The sequence below is a fragment of the Kitasatospora sp. NPDC094015 genome, assembly GCF_040304075.1.
In the GTDB taxonomy this organism is placed as follows: Bacteria; Actinomycetota; Actinomycetes; order Streptomycetales; family Streptomycetaceae; genus Kitasatospora.
On sequence record NZ_JBEOUL010000056.1, the window covers coordinates 1 to 23,193 of the forward strand.

Genomic DNA, 23,193 nt, shown 5'->3' on the forward strand with positions numbered 1-23,193 from the left:
CGCTGTTGAGTTCTCAAGGAACGGACACTTCCTTCGGACCGCCTTCCAGCGGGCCCTCCGGGCGCTTCGTTCTTTCGTGTTTCAAGCTTATCAGACGTTTTCCGCTCCGTTTTCCGGAGTTTCATTCGATCGGATTTCGCTTGGGCCTTTCGGCGCTCCCGAACTCTAGCAGAGTTTTTCGGGCCGTTTTCCCGGGCTCCGATTCGAATTCATCTCCGAACCCGAACGGCAGCGGGGCAACCCGGAGAACATTACGCTCCGGGCTGCCCCGCGTCAAACCGGGCTCAGGCCCGGCCCAGCTCCTCGATCAGTGCCGCCACGAAGGCGTCGATGTCGGCCTCGGTGGTGTCGAAGGCGGTCATCCAGCGGACCTCACCGGTCTGCTCGTCCCAGAAGTAGAAGCGGTAACGCTTCTGCAGCCGCTCACTGACCTCGCGCGGGAGGATCGCGAACACCGCGTTGGACTCCACGGGGCGCACCACGGTGACGCCGTCGATCTCCCGGACGGCCTGTTCCAGGCGCCGGGCCATCGCGTTGGCGTGGCCGGCGTTGCGCAGCCACAGGTCGCCGGCCAGCAGGGCCTCGAACTGGACCGAGACGAAGCGCATCTTCGACGCCAGCTGCATCGACATCTTGCGCAGGAACTTGAGGTCCCGGACCCGCTCGGGATTGAGCACCACCACGGCCTCGCCGAACAGCAGACCGTTCTTGGTGCCGCCGTAGGAGAGGACGTCGACGCCGGCGTCCGTGGTGAACGCCCGCAGCGGCAGGCCCTGCGAGGCGGCCGCGTTGGCCAGGCGGGAGCCGTCGAGGTGGACCAGCATGCCGCGCTCGTGGGCGTGGTCGCAGATCGCCTTGATCTCCTCCGCCGTGTAGACCGTGCCGAGCTCGGTCGACTGGGCGATCGAGACGGCGAGCGGCTGGGCGCGGTGCTCGTCGCCCCAGCCCCAGGCCTGGAGGTCGATCAGCTCGGGGGTGAGCTTGCCGTCCGGGGTGGGGACGGTGAGCACCTTGATGCCGGCGATCTTCTCCGGTGCGCCGCACTCGTCCACGTTGATGTGGGCGCTCTCGGCGGCGACGACCGCGCCCCAGCGCGGCAGCAGCGCCTGGAGGGCGACGACGTTGGCCCCCGTGCCGTTGAAGACCGGGAAGGCCTCGGCGCGGTCGCCGAAGTGCTTGCGGAAGACCTGCTGGAGGTGCTCGGTGTACTGGTCCTCGCCGTACGCGATCTGGTGGCCCCCGTTGGCCACCGCGAAGGCGGCCAGGATCTCGGGGTGCACGCCGGCGTAGTTGTCGCTGGCGAAACCGCGGACCTCGGGGTCGTGGTGGCGTACGGCGTCGGTGTGCGGTGCGGTCATCGGGCTGTCAGCCACAGGTGCTGTCCGTTCAGTTCTGCTGCGGGGCGGTCCCAGAGGTCCGCCAGGTTCTCGGCCAGGTCGGCGGTGTCGGTGAAGCCGGCGAACTTGGCGTCCGGCTTCTCGGCCCGCATCTCCGGGGAGACCAGGGCCTTGATCACCAGGATCGCAGCCGCGGCGGTGGGCACGCCGTCCCCGCTGGTGGTCTCCTTCACGAAGGAGTTCGCCATGGCGAGGGTCCAGGCCTCGGTGGCGGCCTTGGCAGCGGCGTACGCGGCGCCGCCGGCGGTGGGCTTGTGCGCGGCGGCCGCACCGATCATCGCGAACCGGCCGGAGGCGCTGCGCAGCAGGGCCGGCTGGAAGGCGAGCGAGGTGTGCTGGAGGGTGCGCACCACGGTGTCGTGCAGGAAGTCCCAGTCGTCTATGCGGCTCTCGAAGAAGGACTTGCTGCCGCGCCAGCCGCCGACCAGGTGGAAGAGGCCGTCGACGTGGCCGTGCTCGGCCTCCAGGTGGTCGGCCCAGTCGTGGACCTCCTGCGGGTCGAGCAGGTCGATGATCTGGCCGGTGATCCGGGCGCCGGGGACGGCGGTGCGGACGGCGTCGATCGCGCCGTCCAGCCGTCGCTGGTCGATGTCGGCGCCGATCACGGTCGCGCCCTCGGCCGCGAGGCGGCGCAGGGTGGCCTGGCCGGCCGGGCCGCTGGCCCCGGCGACCGCGATGACCTTGCCTTCGAGACGGGAGGTGTTCACGCGGCGACTCCTTCGATGCCGGCGCCGGTGATGCCGGTGGTGGCGGCGATGACGCCGCTGAGCTTCTTGGACAGGGCCTCGTAGAACATGCTGAGCGGGAACTCGTCCGGGTGGACGGCGTCGCACAGGGCCTTGTTGAGGGCCTTGCCGTCGGTCAGGTCGAGCGGCAGCGCCTCGGGGCCCTTGGCCCAGGTGGAGGCGGGGTGCGGGGTGAGGTAGCGCGAGACCAGCTGGTACGCGGCGATCCAGTGCGCGGTCTTCGGGCGGTCGATGCCGTCGCGGTAGAGGGTCTCGATCTCGCCGCAGAGCTGGTTGGTGACCTCGGCGACCCGGGTCCAGTCGATGCTCAGGCGGTTGTCGCGCCAGCGCAGCGCGTCGTGCTTGTGCAGGTAGGCGAAGAGCAGCTGGCCGCCCATGCCGTCGTAGTTGCGGACGCGGTCACCGCTGACCGGGAAGCGGAACATCCGGTCGAACAGGATCGCGTACTGGACGTCGCGGCCCTGGTCGTAGCCCTCGCCCTCGAGCTTGACGGCCTCCTTGAAGGCGGTCAGGTCGCAGCGGAGCTCCTCCAGGCCGTACATCCAGAACGGGCTGCGCTGCTTGATCATGAAGGGGTCGAAGGGCAGGTCGCCGTGGCTGTGGGTGCGGTCGTGCACCAGGTCCCACAGGACGAAGGTCTGCTGGGCGCGGCCCTGGTCGGCGATCAGGCCGGAGGCGTCGGCCGGGATCTCCAGGCCGAGCAGGTCGACGGCGCTGGTGGTGACGGCGCGGAAGCGGGCGGCCTCGCGGTCGCAGAAGATGCCGCCCCAGGTGAAGCGCTCGGGGGCCTTGCGCACGGCCACGGTCTCCGGGAAGAGCACCGCGGAGTTGGTGTCGTAGCCGGCGGTGAAGTCGGTGAAGGTGATCGGCACGAACATCGGGTTGTCGAAGCGGGTGCGCTCCAGCTCGGCCAGCCAGTCCGGCCAGACGACCTTGAGCAGGACGGCCTCGAGGTTGCGGTTCGGGTTGCCGTTCTGGGTGTACATCGGGAAGACCACGAGGTGGTCGAGGCCGTCGACGCGCTGCTCGGCGGGCTGGAAGGCCAGCAGCGAGTCCAGGAAGTCGGGCTCGCGGTAGCCGGTGTCGGCCCACTTGCCGAGGTCGGCCTGCACGGCGGCGAGGTACGCGGCGTCGTGCGGGAAGAGCGGCGCGAGCTCGGCGACGGCGGCTCTGACGGTCTCGATCAGCGGGTCGACGGTGTGCCGCTGGACGGCGGCGAGGTCGATCGAGCCGTCCTTGGACTGGAGCGGCCGAAGCGTCTCGACAGCGTCCTTGAGGCGAAGCCAGGCGGGGTGACCGGCGGGGCCGGCGGCGGCGGGGTCGCCCGCTACGGCGAGCTTCGGCGAAAGATTCTGCATTGGAGACTCACTTCGACAGGAGTTTTTCGACATGCCCACCATAGATACGAAAGGTTCTCCTGTTCAAGGGGGGTCAGGGGGTGGTCGGTGCGATCCCGGCAACAGTCCGGGATGTGGACGCCGCCCTGGACGTTCCGGGCGTTCCGGACAGCCCTCGCGCCGAGCGGCGCCGGCCGTGCCTTCGTACGCCGACGATGCCCCGGCCACCGCGGGCCCGCCACCGCTGGCCCGTACGGCGCCGCGCGGTGTCCGCCGTCCGCGTGGCGGGTGCGGTCACCGCAGGCGGACGGCGGCCCCCCGGGTCAGGTCACCGAGGGGCCGGGCGGAGGAGAACGGGGACGAAGGCGGCGCGGAGAGAGAGGTGCGTCGGGGTCAGCTACCGACGCGCGCCCGGAGCAGCTCGGCCAGCAGCGGCAGTGCGCCCAGCAGGGCCCAGCCGGCGCCGATCCGCCGGAGGGTGCCCGGGGTGGCTCCGATCAGCGGGCGCCAGGCGCGGCCGGCGAGCCGGAAGGCCTTCTCGGCCACACCCCCCGCGTTCATGGCCAGCGCCGCTCCCGAGACCACCATCACCACGGTGGTGATCCACAGAATCCAGCAGTCGTCACCCGCAGTTCCCATTCGATCCCCCCATTCGTCCCTCTCCCGCCCACCCTCGCACAGCGGAAGGCCGTTTCGGGGTGCGAGCCCCAGTGCGCCCCGTACGCGCCCTGCCACCGGTGGCCGTCCCTCGGCGACCGTGGACCCTGAACCCGTCTGCACGCAGGTCGAGGGGGCGCCCATGCACGGCCCGGCCGTGGTCACCTGGCTGGTGGCCGCCCTGTCGGTGGGCGCCGCGGCGCTCTGCACCGTTCGGATACGCGCCGGGGCGGGCCGCGGTTGCACCGGAGCGGCGGGCGACCCGGCAGGCCGCGAATCGGACACCGCCGAGGCGCTGATGGCCCTCGGGATGGCGGGCATGGCCCTGTTGCCGGGGCCGGTCTGGGGCTGGCTGTTCACGGTGCTGGCCGGGGCCATGCTGCTGGGGGTGCTGGGCCGCGCCGGCGCGGCCGGGCCGCGCGCGCACCGCCTGCACCACGGCATCGGCGCGCTCGCCATGGCGTACACGGCACTGGCGATGCCGCCCGGGGCGGGCCACGGCCACGCCCACCACCTGGCCGCCGGAGCGCCGCCGGTCACCGGGGCGCTGCTGGTCTACTTCGGCGCGTACTCGCTCTGGGGCGGCAGCCGGCTGCTCTCGGCCCCGGCCGGTGGCGGCCCGGTCGCGGTCGCCGGGGCCGCGGCGGGATCCGGCCCGGCGGTGCTGGCGGGCGGGCTGGGTCGGGCCTGCCGGGTGGCGATGGGGATCGGGATGTTCGCCATGCTGCTGACGATGTGACGGTTCCGGAGCCGCCGCGCCGGGGCGGGTCGGCGCACGGACGGCCGCGACCCCGGCCCCCCGGCCCGGGAGCGGGCGGCGGGGCGGCACGTGGTGTTGGTCACTGCTGCCGGCCGCCGACCCCAAGAGGTGCGCCGGGCGCATAGGTTGGGGGTGCGCACAGCCGCGCGCCCGTCCTCCTCGGGGGGAGCCTCCGCCATGACGGCCCTGCTCAGCCTGCTGCTGCTCGGAGTGCTGCTCGCCACCGTCGCCCCCGGCCGACTGGCCCGGGCCCGCTGGGCCGAGCGAGAACCCGTGCTGGCCCTGTGCGTCTGGCAGTGCCTGGTGGTCGCGGTCCTGCTGTGCTGCGTGCTGAGCCTGCTGCTGGCCTGCGCCGCCGCGCTGCCGGACCTGCGGGCGCTGGTGTTCGCCGGCGCCCCGCACGGGGTTGAGGCGGCGTACGGCCTGGCGGAGGCGGCCGGCTGGGGCCGGCTGTGGGCCGCACTGCTGGCCGCGGGCGGGCTGTGGACGGCGGTGTCGCTGGTCCGCGAGGTCCGGGCGGCCCGGGCGTTGCGCGGCCACCAGCACGACCGGCTCAGCCGGTCCGCCCCCGAGCTGCCGCCGGGCCTGGGCGCGGCCGAGCGGGCCAGGGAACGGCTGGTGGTGCTGGAGGACAACCGGGCGCAGGCCTGGTCGCTGCCCGGCTCGGCGGCCCGATTGGTGGTCACCACCGGCGCGCTCCAGCAGCTGAGCCCGGAGGAGCTGGCCGCGGTGCTCAGCCACGAACGCGGCCATGTGCGCGCCCGGCACCACTGGCTGGCGCAGTGCGCGCAGGCGCTGGCCGACGGCTTCCCCGGGGTCGGGGTGTTCAGCGCCTTCCGCGACCAGGTCGGCGAGCTGGTCGAGCTGGCCGCCGACGACCGGGCGGCCCGCCGGCACGGGCGGCTGACCACGGCGCTGGCCCTGGTGGAGCTCAACTCCGGTCGGGGGGTGTTCGGTTCGTGCACCCCGCGGCAGCTGGCGCAGTCCCCGCGCCGGGTCGACCGGCTGCTCGCGGGCGAGCCGCGGCTGCGCAAGGCGCACCGGCTGCGGTTGACCCTGGTGGCGCTGGCGGCGCCGGCCGCCGCCGTCCTGCTGGCGGCCTGGCCGGGGCTGGCCGCGCTGTTCTGAGCCGGTCGGCCCGGGCCCGGCCCCGGGTCGGCGACCGCAGCCGCTCCGGGAGGTCGCTCAGCAGCCCCGGGCGTCGCCGTCCGTGAGGGTGCGGGCGAGGATCTCGCGGTGCAGCGGCCGGGCTTCCCGGTAGCGGGTGCGGCCGGCGTCGGTCAGGGCGACGTAGATGCCGCGCCGGTCGGCCTGGCAGATCGCCCGCTCGACCAGGCCGGCCTTCTCCAGCCGGCCGATCAGCCGGGAGAGCGCGCTCTGGCTGAGGTGCACGGTGCAGGCCAGGTCCTGGACCCGGAGCCCGGCCTCGCGCGGTTCGCGCTCGTCCTCGTGGAGGCGCTCCAGCACTTCGAACTCGCTCATGCCCAGGTCGTACCGCTCCCCCAGCTCCCGGTCGAGCGCGCAGGCGGCGGCCGCGTGCCGGGCCAGCAGGGCCCGCCACTCGGCGACCAGGGCCGTATCGGCGTGCGTGTCGGGTTCAGTCACCCTGGCACCCTAGCACGTGCACGGGAACTTATTGCAGCCTCATTAAATGCGCTTGCACTCAATGCATGTGCATGTAGTCTCCTGCCATGACCTCAGCCCATCCCGCCCTCGGCGCCTCCGGCGCCCGTCCCGACACCCGGTGGAGCCCGCGTCTGTGGGGCACCCTGGTCGTGCTGTGCGCCGCGATGTTCCTCGACGCCCTCGACGTCTCGATGGTCGGCGTCGCCCTGCCCTCGATCGGCGCGGACCTGCACCTGTCCACCTCCACCCTGCAGTGGGTGGTCAGCGGTTACGTGCTCGGCTACGGCGGCCTGCTGCTGCTCGGCGGCCGCGCGGCCGACCTGCTCGGCCGCCGTCAGGTCTTCCTGGTCGCCCTGGCCGTGTTCGCCGGCGCCTCGCTGCTCGGCGGGCTGGTCGACGACGGCGCGCTGCTGATCGCCGCCCGGTTCCTCAAGGGCGTCAGCGCCGCGTTCACCGCCCCGGCCGGCCTCTCCATCATCACCACCACCTTCGCCGAGGGACCGGCCCGCAACCGCGCGCTCTCCATCTACACCACCTGCGGCGCCAGCGGCTTCTCGCTCGGCCTGGTGCTCAGCGGACTGCTCACCTCGGCGGGCTGGCGCTGGACCTTCCTGATGCCGGTGCCGGTCGCCCTGCTCGCGCTGGCCTTCGCGATCCGGCTGCTCCCCCGTCAGGCCGCGCCCGAGCGCGGCCGCGGCGGGTACGACGTGGCCGGCGCGATCACCGGCACCGGGGCGCTGCTGCTGCTCGTCTTCACCCTCACCGAGGCCCAGGGCGCGGGCTGGGCCAGCCTGCGCACGCTCGGCTCGCTGGCCGTGGTGGCCGCGCTGACCACCGCGTTCCTGCTGATCGAGTCGCGCACGGCGCACCCGCTGGTGCGGCTGGGCATCTTCCGCAACGGCGGGGTGGCCCGGGCCAACCTGACCGCCTTCACGCTGTTCGGCTCGTACGCGGGCTTCCAGTTCATCGCCACGCTCTACCTGCAGCGACTGCTCGGCTGGTCGGCCCTGGAGATGGCGTTCGGCCTGCTGCCGGCCGGCGCGCTGGTCGCGCTGTCGGCGACCAGGATGGGGGCGATCATCGACCGGTTCGGCACCGGCCGGCTGCTGCCGCTCGGTGTGCTGGCGCTGACCGCCGGCTACGCGAGCTTCCTGCGCCTCGGCGAGCACAGCGGCTTCGCGACCCTGGTACTGCCGAGCATGGTGCTGCTGGGCATCGGGTTCGCGCTCGCCTTCCCCGCCGTCAACATCAACGCCACCAGCGGCGTCGCGGACGAGGAGCAGGGGCTCGCCTCCGGGCTGGTGAACACCGCCTTCCAGGTCGGCAGCGCGATCGTGCTCGCGATCACCACCGCCGTGATCACCGCGGGCAGTGCGGGCGGCGACAGTCCGCAGGCCCAACTCGACGGCTACCGGCCCGCGTTGCTTCTGGTGACCGGGATCGCGGCGCTCGGCCTGCTGGTCACCCTGATCGGCGCGGTGGTGGAGCGGCGGGCCAGGCCCGCGGTCGCGGCCCCGGTGCCGGACTACCGCTACGGCCCCGCCGACGGCCTCCCGGCCGACCGGGGCGCACGCGGGGACGAGGCCGGGGAAGCCTCCCGAGCGGCCGACGACCGACGGGCCCTGTCCGAGTTCTGAGCCGCCGGACGCGGCGGGGCAGCCCCTGAACGCCGAAGATGTCGAGAACGCCGGAGCGCCGGTTCCACCAAACCCCCGTGTTGGTGGAACCGGCGCTTCGGCGTACCGCCGGGGGTGGTGTCCGGACGTACCCGGATCCCTCGTCGGCGGGTGACCCGGCCAGTATATTGGCCGGGAGCCAATGAACGTTCGGAGCTGACACGATGGCACCTCGCGGGGAATCGGTCAATGAGGAGATGCGCCGTCGCTCCCGCCGTCGCATCCTCAAGGCCACCGTGGAGCTGGTCGACCAGCGCGGATACGGCCGCACCACGCTGGGCGACATCGCGGAACGGGCCGGACTCGCCCGCGGCCTGGTCTCGTACTACTTCGACGGCAAACGGCTGCTGATGCAGGCCGCCACCCACCGGCTGATGCACCTGGAGCTGGCCGCCGCGCTGGGTGGCCTCGGGCCCGGCGCCTCGCCGGACGCCCGGCTGGCCCGGGCGATCGACGCGGTGCTCCGGATCGCGCTGGACCACCCGCTGGTCATGCGGTCCCACCTGGCGCTCATCCTGGAGCCGGACGCCGGCGCCTTCGTGCAGGATCCGGAGCAGCAGCAACTCGGCGGCATCCTGCGGGAGTTGCTGCGGGACTGGGGCGCGCCGGACCCGGTCGCGGAACACGCGGTGCTGCGCAGCGCGCTGATGGGCGCCTGCATCGGGGTGCTGCTGCCGGGGGCGTCCGTCCCGCTGGCGCCGATCCGGGCGGACCTGTTCGCCCGGTACGGGCTGGCCTGGGAGCTGGGCGTGCCGCCGCAGCCGCAGGCGCCGACGCGCCCGCAGCCGTCGGTGCGGGCCTGAGCGCCGGGCGCGCTTCCGGCGGCCCTCCGTGGTCCGGCGGTCCGTCGCGGCTCGGCGAACCGTCGCGGCTCAGCGGTCCTTGAGGATGCCGGCCAGCAGGTCGACGGTCTGCCCCGGGGTGAGGCTGTCCACGCAGAGCCGCTCCATCACCTGGATGTAGGCGTCCACGTCGTCCCGCTTGTCGAGGTAGAGCGCGCTGGTGAGCTGCTCCAGGTAGACCACGTCCGCCAGGTCCTGCTCGGGAAAGCGCAGGATGGAGAAGGCGCCGCTCTCGCCGGCGTGCGCGCCGAACCGGAACGGCATCACCTGGACGACCACGTTGCCGTGCTCGGACATGTCGATCAGGTGCTGGACCTGGGCCCGCATCACCTTGGGGCCGCCGACCGGCCGGCGCAGCGCCGCCTCGTCGATGACCGCCCAGAGCTTGGGCCCCTGGTTCTCGGTCAGCAGGCTCTGGCGGCGCATCCGCAGGCTGACCCGGCGCTCGATCTCCTCCTCGGCGAGCGCCGGCCGGCTCTGGCCGAAGATCGCGCGGGCGTACTCCTCGCACTGCAGCAGGCCGGGGATGAACTGCACCTCGTAGGTGCGGATCAGCGCGGCGGCCTCCTCCAGACCGATGTAGGTCTGGAACCAGTTGGGCAGCACGTCGGTGAAGCTGTGCCACCAGCCGGACTTGTTGGCCTCCCGGACCAGGCCGAGCAGCGCCTCGCGCTCGGTGCCGTCGTTGACGCCGTAGAGGCTGAGCAGGTCGGCGACGTCCCGCTCCTTGAAGCTCACCCGGCCGAGTTCCATCCGGCTGATCTTGGACTCGGAGGCGCGGATGGCGTAGCCGGCGTCCTCGCGGGTGATGGCGCGTCCCTCGCGCAGGCGGCGGAGCTGGGAGCCGAGGAGGATCCGGCGCACCATCGAACCACCACCGGGCTGAACTGTGGTCATGCGGTCGAAACCTCCACCTCGGGCAAACAGCGCACAGTCTGCCATCAGTTGAGCGCTCTCGGTGCCGGTACTGGTGCAACGATCTACCAGTTCTGCATCACACCCACCATCTTGCACGTGCATCCGGCGCTTGCATATGCCAATCGTCCGACTGCACGTGAATCGACTCTTGCATCTGCAGTGAGCGCAGAGGACCATGGTGCACGTGCACCTGCACACCCCTGGCAATTCCGCGGGCTCCGCCTCGACCTCATGCGCGAACCGCACGCCGTACCCGGCAGCGCTGTCCGCGCAGCCGGATTCGCGTGCGCGCGAGAGGTCGTCGGGCGCGGGCCCCGCGGCCGAGCGAGTCGGAGGTGACCGGCATGACCCCGGCGGGTCCAGCCGTGTCGGCCCCCTTATGGGAGGAGCTCTTCATGAGCACCGGAACGGCGCTGGCGACCGACCCCCACGTGGTCAGCTGTACCCTCGCTCCCCGCTTCGAGGCCGTCAGAACCGCGCGCGAGTTCGCCAGATCAACGCTTCAGGGCTGGGGCCTGGGGGAGCTCTTCGACGACGTCTCGCTGGTCGCCTCGGAGCTGGTCACCAATGCGCTCCGGCATGCGCTCGGCGCCGCCGAGCCGGCCCGCCTGCCCGCCCAACCGGGCCCCCGGCAGGCCGCCGACGCCACCCTGCCGATCCGAATAAGCCTGGTGCACCGCTCGCCGCAGGTGGTCTGCGCGGTCAGTGACCCGAGCAGCACCGGACCGGTGGCCCGGGAGGCCGACTTCGTCGCCGAGTCCGGGCGCGGGCTGCACCTGGTCGACTCCTTCAGCCGCTCCTGGGGCTGGCACCCGCTGGCCGGCGCGGGCAAGGTGGTCTGGGCCCTGTTCGAGGCCGCCCCCGAGGCGCCGACCGCGGGCCGCCACCGCCGCTCCGCCTAGCACCGGCCGCGCGGACGCCGCCCGGGTGCCGTACGCTCCGGCGGCTGCCCGCCGGCCCGGGCCGGGCCGCGCGCCGCTCTCCCCTTCTTACCCGCTCGCGCACGAGCACCGCAGCGCGACCGCCCACCGGCCCGGTGCCGGCCCCGGAAGCATCGAGGCCGCCGTGGCGACTGCGCCCACGACGGCCCTGTACGTACCTGGTTCGACAGAAGGTCAGTTCGCCCCCGCGGCGAGGTGGTCGAACTCCCCGTCCTTGACCCCGAGCAGCATCGCGGTGATCTCGGCCCGGGTGTAGACCAGCGCCGGGCCGTCCGGGAAGCGCGAGTTCCGCATCGCGACCTCTCCGCCGGGGAGGGCCGCGAACTCCACGCAGTTGCCCTGGGAGTTGCTGTGCCGGCTCTTCTGCCAGACCACACCGTCGAGGTCCGCAGCCGCCATGCCGTTGAAAACGTCACCCATTGAAATCTCCCCGATTGACCGGCGATGTCCTCACCTGACGTGATGATAGCCCGGCTGCACGTGCATCAGCACGGGATGCCGACCGTGCTGATGCACGACACGAGTGGGGCTACAGAATGGTTCCAGCAAGGCTGTTGACGGTACGGAACCGGACAAAGGCGGCGAACCCAGGCTGTTTCGATGACGGTCCGTGCATCCCGGCAAGCGCCGTGTCGATCTTCGGCCGGAGCCGTGCAGCTTACGGGCAGTCACCTCCCCAGGGTGTGAGCCGCGTCACGGTCGATCCACCGAAGTGTCAATGTCCCGACAGGGAATGGAGGATGATTTGGCCGGAAATGCGCCTCTTGTCCAGCACGGTTTCACCCTGTCCTGGGATCCGACTGCAGGCGCCGCGGCGGAATGTCCTACGATCTCCGCCATGAGCACCGCAGCGATCCCGGGCACTCCACTGCCCGTCCGTACGCCAGGCTCCCGTGCGCGGGGGCGCCACCGTCGTCCTGAGCGCCCGGAGATCCCGGTCGGCTCCCCGGCCCTGGTGCTCGCGGTGCCCGCCGCGGCCGGCCCGGAGTCCCGTCCCGTGGTGGACGAGCTGCTCTCGATCGTGCGCGGCGAGCAGCCCGGCATCGAGGCCGCCGCCGCCTACCTGAGCGTCACCGAGGGCACCGAGGACGCCGTGTCGGTGGCCGACCTGCTCGTCGGCGCCACCTCCGCGGGCTTCCCGCCGCCGGTCGTGGTGCCGCTGCTGACCGGTCCGCACGACCGGCTGGCCGAGCTGCACCAGGTCGCCGCCGCGGCCGGTTCGGCCGTCACCGACGCGCTGGGCCCGCACCCGCTGCTGGCCGAGGCCGTGCACGTGCGGCTCTCCGAGGCCGGTCTGGCCCGCGCCGACCGGGCCCGGCTGTTCGCCATCACCACCGCCGCGGACGGCATCGTGCTGACCGTGGTCGGCGGCGAGGAGGCCGCGACGGCCGCCGGGATCACCGGTGTGCTGCTGGCCGCCCGCCTGGCCGTCCCGGTGGTGGCCGCCGCGCTGGACGTCCCGGGTTCGGTGGCCGCGGCCGTCGACCACCTGCGGGCCACCGGTTCGCAGCGTCCCGCGCTCGCCCCACTGGTGATCGGCCCGGAGGCCGACCCCGAGCTGCTGGCGACCGCCGCCGAGGAGACCGGCTGCCCGAGCGCCGCCCCGCTGGGCGCGTACCCGACGGTGGGCCAGCTGATCGCCGGCATCTACCTCGCCGAGCTGCCGCCGCCGGCGCAGGTCGAGGAGCCGGCCGGGGAGCCCGTCGAGGAACAGCCCGCCGGCTGAGCCCGACCCTGCACGCGACGACCCGGCCCCGGCCACCCGATCGAGGGTGGCCGGGGCCGGGTCGTTGCGGTGCGGACGCCGGTCAGCCGACCCGGGTGGTGGGCGCCGCGACGTCGCTCAGCTTCACCGCCGGGGTGACCGGCTGGCGCGGACCGTCCGGAACGCTCGCCGGGGCGATCGAGGCGTTCCACTGCGGCGCCGAACTGCCGCCGCCCTTGTCCGGCTTGGTCAGCTCGACGGCCTGGCTCTCGCCGGCCTTGCGCAGCACGATCCGCTCGGGCGGGGGCGACTGCGGGTCCAGCCAGACCTCGTTCCCGCTGAACGAGCAGTCCAGCACCTGGACGGAGTCGGGGTGCCCGTCGCTGGTGGCGCGGAAGGCGATGCCGGCCTTGCGGTAGCCGGTCAGCCGGCTGCGGCTGATGGTCACCGGCTGCCCGGCCAGCTGGTGCTTGGCCGTCTCCACCGCGTAGTCGGACTGCCCGGCGGCGTCGATCAACAGGCCGTCGAAGACCGTCCCCTGGTCCCGGCCGAGCGCGTGGACCGCGATCCCGCCGGCGGCGTTGCCGTACAGCACGCTCGCGGTGTAGTCGAAGTCGTTCAGGTAGGCGCCGTGCTCGATGCCCCAGCCGCCGTTGTGGTACGCGACGAACTGGCCCACGGTGTGGTGGTGCTGGGCGTTGAGCCAGACGAAGATGCCGTTCTCGAGGTTGTTGTGGGCCAGGCACCGCTCGAAGGTCCAGACGCCCTCGCTGGTCTCCGGCCACTCGTACCCGGAGGCGCCGGTGGCGCCCTGGACGCCGACCGCCACGCAGCCGGTGGCCTTGCTCCCGCTGCCGGCGCCGAGGCTGAAGCCGGTCAGCCGGTAGCCGCGCGGGTTGGGTTCGAAGACCGTCCGGGAGGCGACGCAGGAGTCGTAGAGGATGTCGTCGGACGGCCCCTGCGGGGTGCGGGTGTCCTGCGGGCCGTCCCACCAGTAGGCGTCCTCCCAGGTGTTGTGGCTGATGCAGCTGCGGAAGGTGACGCCGTGGCTCATGTGCGGGACGAAGGCGTGGTTGCCCGCGTCGCGCACCACCACGCCCTCCACGACGGTGCCCCGGCTGGCGTCGGCGAGCATGTGGAAGTGGAGCCCGTAGCGGCCGAGCACCGGCTCGGTGACGGGCTTTCCGTTCCACTGCTCCTTGCCGTTGGTGCGCGGGCCGAGCCAGCGCAGCGCCGCGTGCCGCACGTCGGCGTGGCGGGAGCTGGTGAGGTGGATGTGGGCGCGGCCGTGCTCGGTGCCCTCCACCCGGACGTTGCGGGTCAGGTTGAGCACCTCGGCGCCGACGGTGACGCCGGCTCCGACCGCGACCCGCGGGTGGGCGTAGGTCAACGGGCCGTCAAGGACGACCGTGCTGCCGTTGACCTGACGCACCGTGCGCAGGTCGTACCGGGTGGAGAAGTCCTCGCTGTCGGGGGGCGCGGTCGGGGTGACGGCGAGTTCGTCGCCGGGCTGCCAGCCGCTCGGGGCGGCGGCCAGGGTGATGCTGGTGTCGCCCGCCTTGAGCGCGCCGGCGGCCCGCACCCAGGCCGTCCGGGGCGCGCCGTCCAGCCGCAGGTAGCCGGCGCCGGTCACCCACAGCCCGGTATCGGTGGGGACCACGGTCATCCCGCCGCCCTCGAACCGGCCCTCGTCCACGCCCGGGAACTTCAGGGTGTGCACCACCGTGCCGGTGGGCGCCAGGCTGAGGCTGCCGCGGACCTCGACGTTGCCGGCCGAGCTCAGGGTGAGGCTGCGGTCCTTGGCGAAGACCAGCGAGCCCGTCGGCTCGATCAGCAGCGAGCCCACCGCGGCGTCGCCGTCCAGCAGCACCTGGTCGGTGATCCGCACCGCCGACCTCGGCCCGGGCACCGCGCCGCCCCAGCCCGCCGGGTCGGACCAGTGCCGGCCGCCCTCGGGCACGGTGGGGGCGGGCTGCGGGGGCACGGGTGCGGCGCTGGCCGACGGGGACGGCGAGCCGTGCTGGTGGGTGCCGGGAGTCGCCCCGGCCTCGGTGCGGACCGGACCGGGACGCCGGGAGCCGACCGGCGCCTGCCGGAGGTACTCCTCGCCGGTCACCGCCGCGACGATTCCGACGGCCCCCCAGATCAGCAGCCTGCGCCGGGCGATACGTCCCTTATGGTCCGGTTCGGCCCGGTGCGAGCGGGGCCGGCGCGGCGGCGATGGCGGCTCGGCGCCGCCGTCGGACTCCGGCGGTCTCTCCTCGAACTCCATGATCGGTTACCCCTCCCCCAGGCCGCGGGCCGGCTCTGCCGACTGAAGCATAGGCAAGTCCCCCTCCGACAAAGGCTTTTGAGCGAAAGCGATTGAATATGAACGGGGCGAACTGGGTTTATCGATCTTTAATACCCGATCAAGGCGGTGTGATGGCGCTCACACATATTTGCGGTTTCAACTTGTCTCTGCCTAATGTCCTCCCACGTTCGTGGTCACACGGACCCAGCCACCCGGGACGCCGAGTCCTGCCGCCGGGTGGGCTGGCAGCGCTCGCAACGCACCACGGCAGGAGCGGGGGAACCAGGTAGGTCGCCCAGGAGCGGTACGCCAGTACCGGTCCGGGGCTTGGGGTGAAGCCGTATTCACGTACGGCCGGGCAACTCCAGCCCGAATCCGACAGCTCACCTCGTAGGCGTGGGAGAGGATCGCATCTTCATGCTGCCCATCAGCGCCTCCAAGCGCGCCCGCCGCATCATCGCCACCACCGGTGTCGTCGGCATCGGTCTCACCATCCCGTGCCTCACCGCCGGCTCCGCGTCCGCCGCCTCGGTCGCCACCTGGGACAAGGTCGCCCAGTGCGAGTCCTCCGGCAACTGGTCGATCAACACCGGCAACGGCTTCTACGGCGGCCTGCAGTTCACCTCCAGCACCTGGGCCGCCTTCGGTGGCACCGCGTACGCCCCGCAGGCCAACCAGGCCACCAAGGACCAGCAGATCGCCGTCGCCGAGAAGGTGCTCGCCTCCCAGGGCCCCGGCGCCTGGCCGGTGTGCTCCGTCCAGGCCGGTCTGACCAAGGGCGGCGAGGCCCCGCAGCTGAGCACCGGCGCCGCGGCCACCACCACCCAGACCGCACCGAAGCCCGCCGCCGCCCCCAAGCCGGCCGCCGCTCCGAAGCCCGCCGCGCAGAGCGCCGCGCCGCAGAGCACCCAGCAGCAGTCGACCGGCAAGCAGTGGACCGGCGACCGCCGCTGGGACGGCCACCAGGGCGCCCACGACTACACCGTGGTCGCCGGCGACTGGCTGTCGCAGATCGCCGAGAAGAACCACGTCCAGGGCGGCTGGGAGAAGCTCTACGAGCTGAACAAGTCGGTCCTGACCGAGGGCGCCGACCACATCTACCCGGGCCAGCACCTCTCGCTGGGCGGCGACACCCAGGCCGCCGCGCCGGCCGCCGCCAAGCCGGCCACCAGCGCCCCCGCCGCCGCGACCACCACCGCGGCCAAGCCCGCCGCCGCCACCCAGGCCACCGGCTCCAAGGCCGCCGCGGTCAACTTCGCGCTGTCCAAGGTCGGCCAGGCCTACGTCTACGGCGGCAGCAGCGACGGCGGCTGGGACTGCTCGGGCCTGGTCCAGGCGGCCTACCGCCAGGCCGGCATCTCGCTGCCCCGCGTCGCCGCGGACCAGGCGGACACCGCCACCCGCGTCTCGCTGGACAACCTGCTCCCGGGCGACCTGCTGTTCTGGTCCAACAACGGCAGCAACTCCGGTGTCTACCACGTCGCGCTCTACGTCGGTGACGGCAAGTACGTCGAGGCCGCCAACCCGAGCGCCGGCGTGCGGACCGAGACCATCGCCGACTGGGCCCCGGACTTCGCGGGCCGGATCTGATCCAGGATCCACCGGGCCGCGGCCCTCGGAGACCTTTCCGGTTCCGGGGGCAGCGGCCTAGGCTGAGGCGGGTCGACTCCGAGGAGCACCCGCCATGGCCAAGGTCACCATCACCCTCGACGCCGATCTCGCGATCGAGGTGATGCTCCAGTCCGGCACGAGGAATCCGCAGGACGCGGTCGAGCTGATCGTCCGTGACTACCTCGACCGCACCCGGCGCACCGAGGCGCGGACCGGCGACGCGGCCGACCAGCAGCGCCTGAACCACCGCAGGCCGGTCGTCGAGGAGGGCTGAGGAGCCGGACCCGACGCCCCCACCCCCGAAGACGTGCGCGACGGCCCGGAGACCTCCCGTCCCCGGGCCGTTCGCCGTGTCCGGACCGGGCCCGCACCCGGCCGGGGGCCGTCCCGGGCCGGGTGTGTTGCCGCCGGGTGGTCCGGGCCCCCGACGGCTAGAGTCGGGGCAGATGGCCCACCGGACGGGATCGTGATCGCCCATGGCGTCGACTTCCACGCAGTGGCCCCGCTACGTGCGGGCGGCCCCGTGGGCGCTGCTGGTCGCGGGCCTGGTCTGGGACGCCCTCTCCCCCGCCGACTACTGGGGCGACCCGATGGTGGCTGCGGCCTCCGTGCTCGCGGGCGCGCTGCTGTCGCTGCGCGACACGGTCGCGGTCGGCGCGGCCGTCCTGATCGGGATCCTGGTGCTGACCGTGCTCGACGGTTCGGTCGGTACCACCGCCGGCTACCTGGAACTGGCCAACACCGCGTTCGCCGCCCTGATCGGGATCTGGGTCAACCGGGTGGTGGCCCGGCACGGGCGCCGGCTCCAGGCGGTCCGCTCGGTGGCCGAGGCCGCCCAGCAGGCGGTGCTGCCCGCGCCACCCGCCCGGGTCGGCCGGCTGGAGGTGGCCGCCCGCTACCGCGCCGCCCACACCGAGGCGCTGATCGGCGGTGACGCGTACGCGCTGCAGCGGACCCCGTTCGGGGTGCGGGCGTTGATCGCGGACGTCCGCGGCAAGGGGTTGCCGGCGGTGGCCGCCGTGTCGGTGCTGCTGGGAGCGTTCCGGGAGCACGCCGACGGACTGCCCGACCTCGGCGCGGTCGCCGACGGCCTGGAGCACTCCCTGACCAGGGAGGTCGCCGGGAGCGCCGAGGAGCTGCGGATGGAGGGCTTCGTCACCGCGCTGCTGGTGGAGTTCGCGCCCGGGAGCGGCGGTGGGCTGCGGCTGCTGAACTGCGGGCACCCCGGACCGTACCTGCTGTCCGCCGACGGCCGCCGGGTGCGCCGGCTCGACGCCCGGGAGCCGGGACTGCCGCTGGGGATGGGCGGGCTCGGGCTCGCGCGGCCGGCGGTCGAGGAGTGGCCGTTCACCACCGGGGACACGCTGCTGCTGGTGACCGACGGGGTGACCGAGGCGCGGGACGGCGCGGGACGGTTCTACGACCCGGCGGTCGGCCTGGCCGGCCGGGGTCCGTTCGACCGCCCGGACCGGGTGATCGACACCCTGCTCCGGGACGTCGACCGGTGGACCCGCGGCCCGCGCGACGACGACATGGCCGTCCTGGCCCTGACCGAATCGGGGCCGACGGCTCCCGCCGGCCCCAACTCCCCGCTGCGTTAGGCCCCGTCGGGCAGGCCGCTACCGGCCGCCCGCGATCGCCCCGGTGGAGCCGCGCATCACCAGCTCGGGCTGGAACATGTACTCGGCGCGCTGCGCGAGGTTGCCGCCGACCTCCTCCAGCAGGGCGTCGACGGCCGCGGTGGCCATCGCCTCCACCGGCTGGCGGATGGTGGTCAGCGGCGGCTCGGTGAAGGCGATCAGCGGCGAGTCGTCGAAGCCGACCACCGAGACGTCGTGCGGCACGGACAGGCCGCGGCGCCGTACCGCGCGGATCGCGCCGAGCGCCATCATGTCGCTGCCGCAGACGATCGCGGTGCAGCCCTTGTCCAGCAGGGCGCCGGCGGCGGCGTCACCGCCCTCGACGCTGAACAGGGTGTGCTGGATCAGGTCCTGGGCCTCCTGCTCGGTGCGCCCGAGCAGCTCACGGACGGCCGCCGTGAAGCCCTCGATCTTGCGCAGCACCGGGACGTACCGGCGCTGGCCGACCGCCAGGCCGATCCGGTCGTGGCCGAGCTCGACCAGGTGCTGGACCGCCATCCACATCGCGGTCCGGTCGTCCGGCGAGATGAACGGCGCGTCGATCTTCTCGCTGTAGCCGTTGATCAGCACGAACGGCACCTGGCGCCCGGTGAGCCGGGCGTAGCGGTCGTGGTCGGCGGTGGTGTCGGCGTGCAGGCCGGAGACGAACACGATGCCCGCGACCCCCCGCTCGACCAGCATGTCGACCAGTTCGTCCTCGGTCGAGCCGCCCGGGGTCTGGGTGCACAGCACCGGCGTGAAGCCGTGCCGGCTGAGCACCTGCTCGATCACCTGGGCCAGGGCGGGGAAGATCGGGTTGCTCAGCTCCGGGGTGATCAGCCCGATCAGGCCGGCGCTGCGCTGGCGCAGGCGGGTCGGCCGCTCGTAGCCGAGCACGTCGAGCGCGGCCAGCACAGTCTGCCGGGTGGTCGCCGAAACGCCCGCCTTGCCGTTGAGCACCCGGCTGACGGTCGCCTCGCTGACCCCCGCCTGTGCCGCGATGTCTGAGAGTCGCGCCGTAGTCACGATCCCAGAGCCTATTGCAACCACGTCAGACCGCCCACCAAACGGCGGAGTCCGTCGGAAGGACGCTCTCGCCGTCGACCACGGCGAGCTCGGCCGAGGCGAGCAGCAGGCGTCCGGGGGCGGCGATCCGGACCGGCTCGGCCGTGGTGTTGGCGGTGCAGACGAAGGAGCCGGCGGCGCTGTCCCGGCGGAAGGCGAGCACGCCCTCGGCCGCGGGCAGCCAGCTGACCTCGGTGCCGGCGCCGAGCGCCGGGTGCTCGCGGCGCACGGCCAGCGCGGAGCGGTACAGCTCCAGGGTGGAGGTCGGGTCGCCGGTCTGGGCCTCGACGCTCAGCCCGGCCCAGGAGTCGGGCTGCGGCAGCCAGCTCGGGCCGCCCGGGGTGGGGCCGAAGCCGTACGGGGCCTCGGTGCCGGACCACGGGATCGGCACCCGGCAGCCGTCGCGGAAGCCGTCCTGGCCGGCCTGGCGGAAGAAGGACGGGTCCTGGCGGACCTCGTCGGGCAGATCGGTGACGTCCGGCAGGCCGAGCTCCTCGCCCTGGTACAGGTAGGCGGAGCCGGGCAGGGCGAGCATCAGCAGGGTGGCGGCGCGGGCCCGGCGCAGGCCCAGCTCGCGGTCGCCGGCGGTGCGGATCTGGGTGCCGCCGGGCGGGTTGGCGAAGCGGGTGGCGTGCCGGGTGACGTCGTGGTTGGAGAGGACCCAGGTGGCGGGGGCGTCGACCGGGCGCATCGCGTCCAGCGACACGTCGATCACCTCGCGCAGCGCGGCGGCGTCCCAGTGGGTGCCCAGGTACTGGAAGTTGAAGGCCTGGTGCAGTTCGTCGGGGCGGACGTAGTTGGCGGTGCGCTGCACGGTCGGGGTCCACGCCTCGGCGACGCCGATCCGCTCGCCCGGGTACTCGTCGAGGATGGTGCGCCAGGCGCGGTAGATGGCGTGCACGCCGTCCTGGTCGAAGAACGGCATCACGTCGTTGCCGAGCAGCTTGAGCTGGTCGTGGGAGCCGAGGTCGGGCAGGCCGGGGGCCTTGACCATGCCGTGCGCGACGTCGATCCGGAAGCCGTCCACGCCCATGTCGAGCCAGAACCGCAGGATCGAGCGGAACTCGTCGGCGACGGCCGGGTTGTCCCAGTTGAAGTCCGGCTGCTCGGGGGCGAACAGGTGCAGGTACCAGTCGCCCGGGGTGCCGTCCGGGTCGACGGTGCGGGTCCAGGCGGGGCCGCCGAAGATGGACTCCCAGTCGTTGGGCGGCAGTTCGCCCTCGGCGCCCTTGCCGGCCTTGAAGTGGTAGCGCTCGCGCAGCGGGGAGCCGGGGCCCTCACGCAGGGCCCGCTGGAACCACTCGTGCTGGTCGGAGGAGTGGTTGGGGACCAGGTCGACGATGATCCGGAGGCCGAGGTGGTGGGCGTCGCGGATCAGCGCGTCGGCGTCCAGCAGGGTGCCGAACATCGGGTCCACCGCGCGGTAGTCGGCCACGTCGTAGCCGGCGTCGGCCTGCGGGGAGGCGTAGAACGGGGACAGCCAGACGGCGTCCACGCCGAGGTCGCGCAGGTAGGGCAGGCGGCTGCGGACGCCCGGCAGGTCGCCCATGCCGTCGCCGTTCCCGTCGGCGAAGCTGCGCGGGTACACCTGGTAGATGACCGCGTCCCGCCACCAGCCTCTGGAGGCACCGGCGTTCTTCGCGATCGGCTCAGCGCTCGGCTCAGCGGCGGGAACGGCGGTGGGCCGGGAGGTGTCGGCCAGGTTCTGGGTCATGGACTGTCATCCCTCACAGGACGTAGGTAGCGTCCCGGCCGCCCGTGCGGGGGCGGCCGGTTCGCGGCAACAGGCAGTGGTGGTGCGGGTCGCGCGGTGGGTCAGGACTTGGCGGCGCCGGCGGTCAGGCCGGTCACCAGGTGGCGCTGGACCAGGTAGAAGACCAGGGCGGCGGGCAGCGCGATCAGCACCGAGGTGGCGGCCATCAGGTGCCACTGGGCGTCGTGCTCGCTGATGTAGGTCTGCAGGCCGACCGCCAGCGTGTACTTGTCCGAGCTGAGCAGGAAGGTCGAGGCGAACGGCACCTCGGCCCAGGCGGTGAGGAAGGAGTAGAAGGCGGCCACCGCCAGGCCCGGCCGGGCCAGCGGGATGATCAGCCGCCAGAAGGTGCCGAACGGGCTGAGCCCGTCGACCCGGCCGGCCTCGTCGATCTCCACCGGGATGGTGTCGAAGTAGCCCTTCAGCAGCCAGCCGCAGTACGGCACGGTGGTGCCGGCGTAGGTGAGGATCAGGCCGAAGTAGCTGTCCAGCAGGTTGAGGTTGGCGAGGATGGTGTAGATCGGCACGATCACCACGGCGATCGGGAACATCTGGGTGAGCAGCAGGGTCCACATCAGGTGCCGGTGGCCGGGGAAGCGCATCCGGGAGACCGCGTAGCCGGTGGTGGCCGCGACCAGGACGCCGAAGACGGTGGTGCCGCCGGCGACCAGCACCGAGTTGCCGAACCAGTTGAGGAAGTCGGTGTGCTGGAGCACGAAGCCGTAGTTGGCGAAGCTCATCCGGCCGAAGATCCGGCCGGGGTGCAGGTAGTCGGTCTTGTCCGCGCCCAGCGAGATGAAGGCGATCCACAGCACCGGGAAGACCGCGATCAGGGCGGCGAGCACCAGCAGCCCGTGCGACAGCACGGAGGTCGAGCGCCGGCTGCCGTCCCGGCCGCGGGAGCGCACGGCGCTGCGGCGGGCGGCCGGCCGGGCGGCGGTCGGGAGTTCGGTGACGGCGCTCATCTCGGCGGCCTCCTTCGGGTGGGTGGGGGGTGCGACCGGGGCCGGGGTCATCCGTTGGCCTGCTCGTTGCGGGCCAGCCAGCGGCGGTAGAAGCTGGTGAAGACGACCAGGATGGAGAGCAGCAGCACGCCGTAGGTCGCCGACTCGGCGTACGCCCGGGGCTGCTGGCCGAAGCCGAGCCGGTAGGCCCAGGTGACCAGGATCTGCGCGTCCGGGGCGCCGTTGCCGAGCAGCAGGTAGATGACGGCGAACTGGTTGAAGGTCCAGATCACGCCGAGCAGCACCACGGTGCTGCTGACCGAGCGCAGGCCGGGCAGCGTGACGTGGCGGAACCGCTGCCAGGGGGTCGCACCGTCCATCTCGGCAGCCTCGTACAGCTCGCTCGGGATCGACTGGAGCCCGCCGAGCAGCGACACCATCATGAACGGCACGCCGCACCAGGTGTTGACGATGATCGCGGCGGCCTTGGCGGCGAGCGGGTCGCTCAGCCAGGAGGGCTCGGGCAGGTGCAGGAAGCCGAGCGCGCTGTTGACGACGCCGCCGTCGGCGAGCATCAGCCGCCAGGAGAAGACGGTGACGAAGGTCGGCACGGCCCAGGGCAGGATCAGCAGCATCCGGTAGACGGCGCGGCCGCGCAGGTTGCGGTTCATCAGCAGGGCGAGGCCCAGGCCGATCGAGTAGTGCAGCGCCACGCACACCACGGTCCAGACGATGGTCCAGACGAAGTGCGACCAGAACCGGTCGTAGGAGCCGGGGCCCCAGAGCACGTCCGCGTAGTTGTGCAGGCCGACGAACTCGTAGCTGTCCGGGATGTGCCGGACGCCGATCTGGCGGCCGACGTTGAGGCTGGTGGCGTTGGTGAGGGTCAGGTACACGCCGCGGGCGAGCGGGTAGCCGACCAGGACGCCGAGCACGATCACGACCGGCGCGATCATCACGTACGCGTACCAGTACTTCTGGTACGAGAGTCTGATGCGCTGTCCGAGACCGGGGCGCGGTTCGCGCTCGCGGCTGCCCTTGCTGGGCGCGCCCTGCACGGCGACTGCCATGGTTGACACCTCTTCGGGGGTTCCGCCGCCTCGCTGCGGCGACTGCTGACGGCGACTGCTGTGGTGGTTCGTACGGGGGCCGGGCGGGCCGGTGACGCGGGGCGGGGCCGGGCGCCGACGGCCGGGGCCGCCCGGTCCGCGCTAGGGCTTGTCTGACAATTCGCGTCGGATGAGCGCGCGGCGGTGGGCGCCCGGCTGGGCGTGCCGGCGAAGCGTCCTCGTACTGGACGTAC

At 72.9% G+C, this 23,193-nt stretch carries 21 protein-coding genes and 1 riboswitch; of the genes, 9 read left to right on the forward strand and 12 right to left on the reverse strand.

Annotated features, from left to right (window positions below):
• Positions 1-284: 284 nt before the first annotated feature.
• From ABT014_RS33330 to ABT014_RS33345, 4 genes are all read right to left on the reverse strand, one after another.
• Entirely contained in the window at positions 285-1,358 is a 1,074-nt protein-coding gene (locus ABT014_RS33330) for a threonine aldolase family protein (RefSeq protein WP_350643419.1), read from the reverse strand.
• Positions 1,355-2,104, reverse strand: a complete 750-nt coding sequence (locus tag ABT014_RS33335; RefSeq protein WP_350643378.1) for an SDR family NAD(P)-dependent oxidoreductase — start codon at positions 2,102-2,104, stop codon at positions 1,355-1,357. The genes ABT014_RS33330 and ABT014_RS33335 overlap by 4 nt, the downstream gene beginning before the upstream one ends.
• Positions 2,101-3,501 (reverse strand): DUF6421 family protein, encoded by a 1,401-nt coding sequence (locus tag ABT014_RS33340; protein ID WP_350643380.1) that lies wholly within the window; start codon positions 3,499-3,501, stop codon positions 2,101-2,103. Before ABT014_RS33340 ends, ABT014_RS33335 begins: the two co-directional genes overlap by 4 nt.
• A 372-nt stretch (positions 3,502-3,873) precedes the next feature.
• The gene (locus ABT014_RS33345) at positions 3,874-4,119 is read right to left on the reverse strand and encodes a hypothetical protein (RefSeq protein ID WP_350643382.1); all 246 of its coding nucleotides are present in this window, start codon (positions 4,117-4,119) and stop codon (positions 3,874-3,876) included.
• Positions 4,120-4,279: 160 nt separating this feature from the next.
• On the opposite strand from ABT014_RS33345, the gene ABT014_RS33350 reads away from it, so the two are divergent.
• Both ABT014_RS33350 and ABT014_RS33355 read left to right on the forward strand, forming a co-directional pair.
• A complete protein-coding gene (locus tag ABT014_RS33350; protein WP_350643384.1) occupies positions 4,280-4,876 on the forward strand; it encodes a DUF5134 domain-containing protein in 597 nt (198 codons plus the stop codon).
• A 198-nt stretch (positions 4,877-5,074) separates the two neighbouring features.
• The gene (locus ABT014_RS33355) at positions 5,075-6,025 is read left to right on the forward strand and encodes a M56 family metallopeptidase (RefSeq protein ID WP_350643386.1); all 951 of its coding nucleotides are present in this window, start codon (positions 5,075-5,077) and stop codon (positions 6,023-6,025) included.
• Between the two features lie 57 nt (positions 6,026-6,082).
• Here the strand turns inward: ABT014_RS33355 and ABT014_RS33360 are convergent, their stop codons facing one another.
• Positions 6,083-6,502 carry a MarR family winged helix-turn-helix transcriptional regulator gene (locus ABT014_RS33360; RefSeq protein WP_350643388.1) on the reverse strand — a complete coding sequence of 140 codons (420 nt, stop codon included), beginning with the start codon at positions 6,500-6,502 and terminating at the stop codon, positions 6,083-6,085.
• Between the two features lie 86 nt (positions 6,503-6,588).
• On the opposite strand from ABT014_RS33360, the gene ABT014_RS33365 reads away from it, so the two are divergent.
• Together ABT014_RS33365 and ABT014_RS33370 are read left to right on the forward strand one after the other, a co-directional pair.
• The gene (locus tag ABT014_RS33365) at positions 6,589-8,160 is read left to right on the forward strand and encodes an MFS transporter (protein ID WP_350643390.1); all 1,572 of its coding nucleotides are present in this window, start codon (positions 6,589-6,591) and stop codon (positions 8,158-8,160) included.
• 236 nt (positions 8,161-8,396) lie between these two features.
• Positions 8,397-9,002, forward strand: coding sequence for a TetR/AcrR family transcriptional regulator (locus ABT014_RS33370; protein ID WP_350643392.1), 606 nt, complete (start codon positions 8,397-8,399; stop codon positions 9,000-9,002).
• Between the two features lie 69 nt (positions 9,003-9,071).
• On the opposite strand, the gene ABT014_RS33375 is transcribed toward ABT014_RS33370, so the two are convergent.
• Positions 9,072-9,938 (reverse strand): Sco1979 family transcriptional regulator, encoded by an 867-nt coding sequence (locus ABT014_RS33375; protein ID WP_350643395.1) that lies wholly within the window; start codon positions 9,936-9,938, stop codon positions 9,072-9,074.
• Positions 9,939-10,354: 416 nt separating this feature from the next.
• On the opposite strand from ABT014_RS33375, the gene ABT014_RS33380 reads away from it, so the two are divergent.
• Positions 10,355-10,861, forward strand: a complete 507-nt coding sequence (locus ABT014_RS33380; protein WP_350643397.1) for an ATP-binding protein — start codon at positions 10,355-10,357, stop codon at positions 10,859-10,861.
• Positions 10,862-11,074: 213 nt separating this feature from the next.
• Here ABT014_RS33380 and ABT014_RS33385 read toward each other — a convergent pair whose 3' ends face one another.
• Positions 11,075-11,320 carry a DUF397 domain-containing protein gene (locus tag ABT014_RS33385; protein ID WP_350643398.1) on the reverse strand — a complete coding sequence of 82 codons (246 nt, stop codon included), beginning with the start codon at positions 11,318-11,320 and terminating at the stop codon, positions 11,075-11,077.
• A gap of 418 nt (positions 11,321-11,738) precedes the next feature.
• Here ABT014_RS33385 and ABT014_RS33390 point away from each other — a divergent pair, with 418 nt between their 5' ends.
• Positions 11,739-12,626 carry a sirohydrochlorin chelatase gene (locus ABT014_RS33390; protein ID WP_350643400.1) on the forward strand — a complete coding sequence of 296 codons (888 nt, stop codon included), beginning with the start codon at positions 11,739-11,741 and terminating at the stop codon, positions 12,624-12,626.
• A gap of 82 nt (positions 12,627-12,708) precedes the next feature.
• Here ABT014_RS33390 and ABT014_RS33395 read toward each other — a convergent pair whose 3' ends face one another.
• The gene (locus ABT014_RS33395) at positions 12,709-14,721 is read right to left on the reverse strand and encodes a hypothetical protein (RefSeq protein ID WP_350643402.1); all 2,013 of its coding nucleotides are present in this window, start codon (positions 14,719-14,721) and stop codon (positions 12,709-12,711) included.
• 427 nt (positions 14,722-15,148) lie between these two features.
• Positions 15,149-15,310, forward strand: a riboswitch (cyclic di-AMP (ydaO/yuaA leader).
• Positions 15,311-15,315: 5 nt separating this feature from the next.
• Here ABT014_RS33395 and ABT014_RS33400 point away from each other — a divergent pair.
• The 3 genes from ABT014_RS33400 to ABT014_RS33410 all read left to right on the forward strand — a co-directional run bounded on the left by ABT014_RS33400 (position 15,316) and on the right by ABT014_RS33410 (position 18,110).
• Positions 15,316-16,488 carry a transglycosylase family protein gene (locus ABT014_RS33400; protein WP_350643404.1) on the forward strand — a complete coding sequence of 391 codons (1,173 nt, stop codon included), beginning with the start codon at positions 15,316-15,318 and terminating at the stop codon, positions 16,486-16,488.
• Between the two features lie 94 nt (positions 16,489-16,582).
• Positions 16,583-16,783 carry a hypothetical protein gene (locus ABT014_RS33405; protein WP_350643406.1) on the forward strand — a complete coding sequence of 67 codons (201 nt, stop codon included), beginning with the start codon at positions 16,583-16,585 and terminating at the stop codon, positions 16,781-16,783.
• Positions 16,784-16,985: 202 nt separating this feature from the next.
• A complete protein-coding gene (locus ABT014_RS33410; RefSeq protein WP_350643408.1) occupies positions 16,986-18,110 on the forward strand; it encodes a PP2C family protein-serine/threonine phosphatase in 1,125 nt (374 codons plus the stop codon).
• 18 nt (positions 18,111-18,128) lie between these two features.
• Here the strand turns inward: ABT014_RS33410 and ABT014_RS33415 are convergent, their stop codons facing one another.
• From ABT014_RS33415 to ABT014_RS33430, 4 genes are all read right to left on the reverse strand, one after another.
• A complete protein-coding gene (locus ABT014_RS33415) occupies positions 18,129-19,154 on the reverse strand; it encodes a LacI family DNA-binding transcriptional regulator (protein WP_350643410.1) in 1,026 nt (341 codons plus the stop codon).
• A 25-nt stretch (positions 19,155-19,179) separates the two neighbouring features.
• The gene (locus ABT014_RS33420) at positions 19,180-20,907 is read right to left on the reverse strand and encodes a glycoside hydrolase family 13 protein (RefSeq protein ID WP_350643413.1); all 1,728 of its coding nucleotides are present in this window, start codon (positions 20,905-20,907) and stop codon (positions 19,180-19,182) included.
• A 101-nt stretch (positions 20,908-21,008) separates the two neighbouring features.
• Complete coding sequence (locus ABT014_RS33425) at positions 21,009-21,911, reverse strand: sugar ABC transporter permease (RefSeq protein ID WP_350643415.1); 903 nt, start codon at positions 21,909-21,911, stop codon at positions 21,009-21,011.
• Between the two features lie 47 nt (positions 21,912-21,958).
• Positions 21,959-22,960 (reverse strand): carbohydrate ABC transporter permease, encoded by a 1,002-nt coding sequence (locus ABT014_RS33430; RefSeq protein ID WP_350643417.1) that lies wholly within the window; start codon positions 22,958-22,960, stop codon positions 21,959-21,961.
• Positions 22,961-23,193 lie beyond the last annotated feature (233 nt).

Coding starts and splice junctions, on each gene's coding strand:
- ABT014_RS33370 (WP_350643392.1), top strand. CDS start 8,397: ATGCGCCGTCGCTCCCGCCGTCGCATCCTCAAGGCCACCGTGGAGCTG.
- ABT014_RS33345 (WP_350643382.1), bottom strand. CDS start 4,119: ATGGGAACTGCGGGTGACGACTGCTGGATTCTGTGGATCACCACCGTG.
- ABT014_RS33405 (WP_350643406.1), top strand. CDS start 16,583: ATGGCCAAGGTCACCATCACCCTCGACGCCGATCTCGCGATCGAGGTG.
- ABT014_RS33355 (WP_350643386.1), top strand. CDS start 5,075: ATGACGGCCCTGCTCAGCCTGCTGCTGCTCGGAGTGCTGCTCGCCACC.
- ABT014_RS33385 (WP_350643398.1), bottom strand. CDS start 11,320: ATGGGTGACGTTTTCAACGGCATGGCGGCTGCGGACCTCGACGGTGTG.
- ABT014_RS33410 (WP_350643408.1), top strand. CDS start 16,986: ATGGCGTCGACTTCCACGCAGTGGCCCCGCTACGTGCGGGCGGCCCCG.
- ABT014_RS33425 (WP_350643415.1), bottom strand. CDS start 21,911: ATGAGCGCCGTCACCGAACTCCCGACCGCCGCCCGGCCGGCCGCCCGC.
- ABT014_RS33365 (WP_350643390.1), top strand. CDS start 6,589: ATGACCTCAGCCCATCCCGCCCTCGGCGCCTCCGGCGCCCGTCCCGAC.
- ABT014_RS33380 (WP_350643397.1), top strand. CDS start 10,355: ATGAGCACCGGAACGGCGCTGGCGACCGACCCCCACGTGGTCAGCTGT.
- ABT014_RS33375 (WP_350643395.1), bottom strand. CDS start 9,938: ATGACCACAGTTCAGCCCGGTGGTGGTTCGATGGTGCGCCGGATCCTC.
- ABT014_RS33330 (WP_350643419.1), bottom strand. CDS start 1,358: ATGACCGCACCGCACACCGACGCCGTACGCCACCACGACCCCGAGGTC.
- ABT014_RS33400 (WP_350643404.1), top strand. CDS start 15,316: ATGCTGCCCATCAGCGCCTCCAAGCGCGCCCGCCGCATCATCGCCACC.
- ABT014_RS33430 (WP_350643417.1), bottom strand. CDS start 22,960: ATGGCAGTCGCCGTGCAGGGCGCGCCCAGCAAGGGCAGCCGCGAGCGC.
- ABT014_RS33340 (WP_350643380.1), bottom strand. CDS start 3,501: ATGCAGAATCTTTCGCCGAAGCTCGCCGTAGCGGGCGACCCCGCCGCC.
- ABT014_RS33420 (WP_350643413.1), bottom strand. CDS start 20,907: ATGACCCAGAACCTGGCCGACACCTCCCGGCCCACCGCCGTTCCCGCC.
- ABT014_RS33350 (WP_350643384.1), top strand. CDS start 4,280: ATGCACGGCCCGGCCGTGGTCACCTGGCTGGTGGCCGCCCTGTCGGTG.
- ABT014_RS33390 (WP_350643400.1), top strand. CDS start 11,739: ATGAGCACCGCAGCGATCCCGGGCACTCCACTGCCCGTCCGTACGCCA.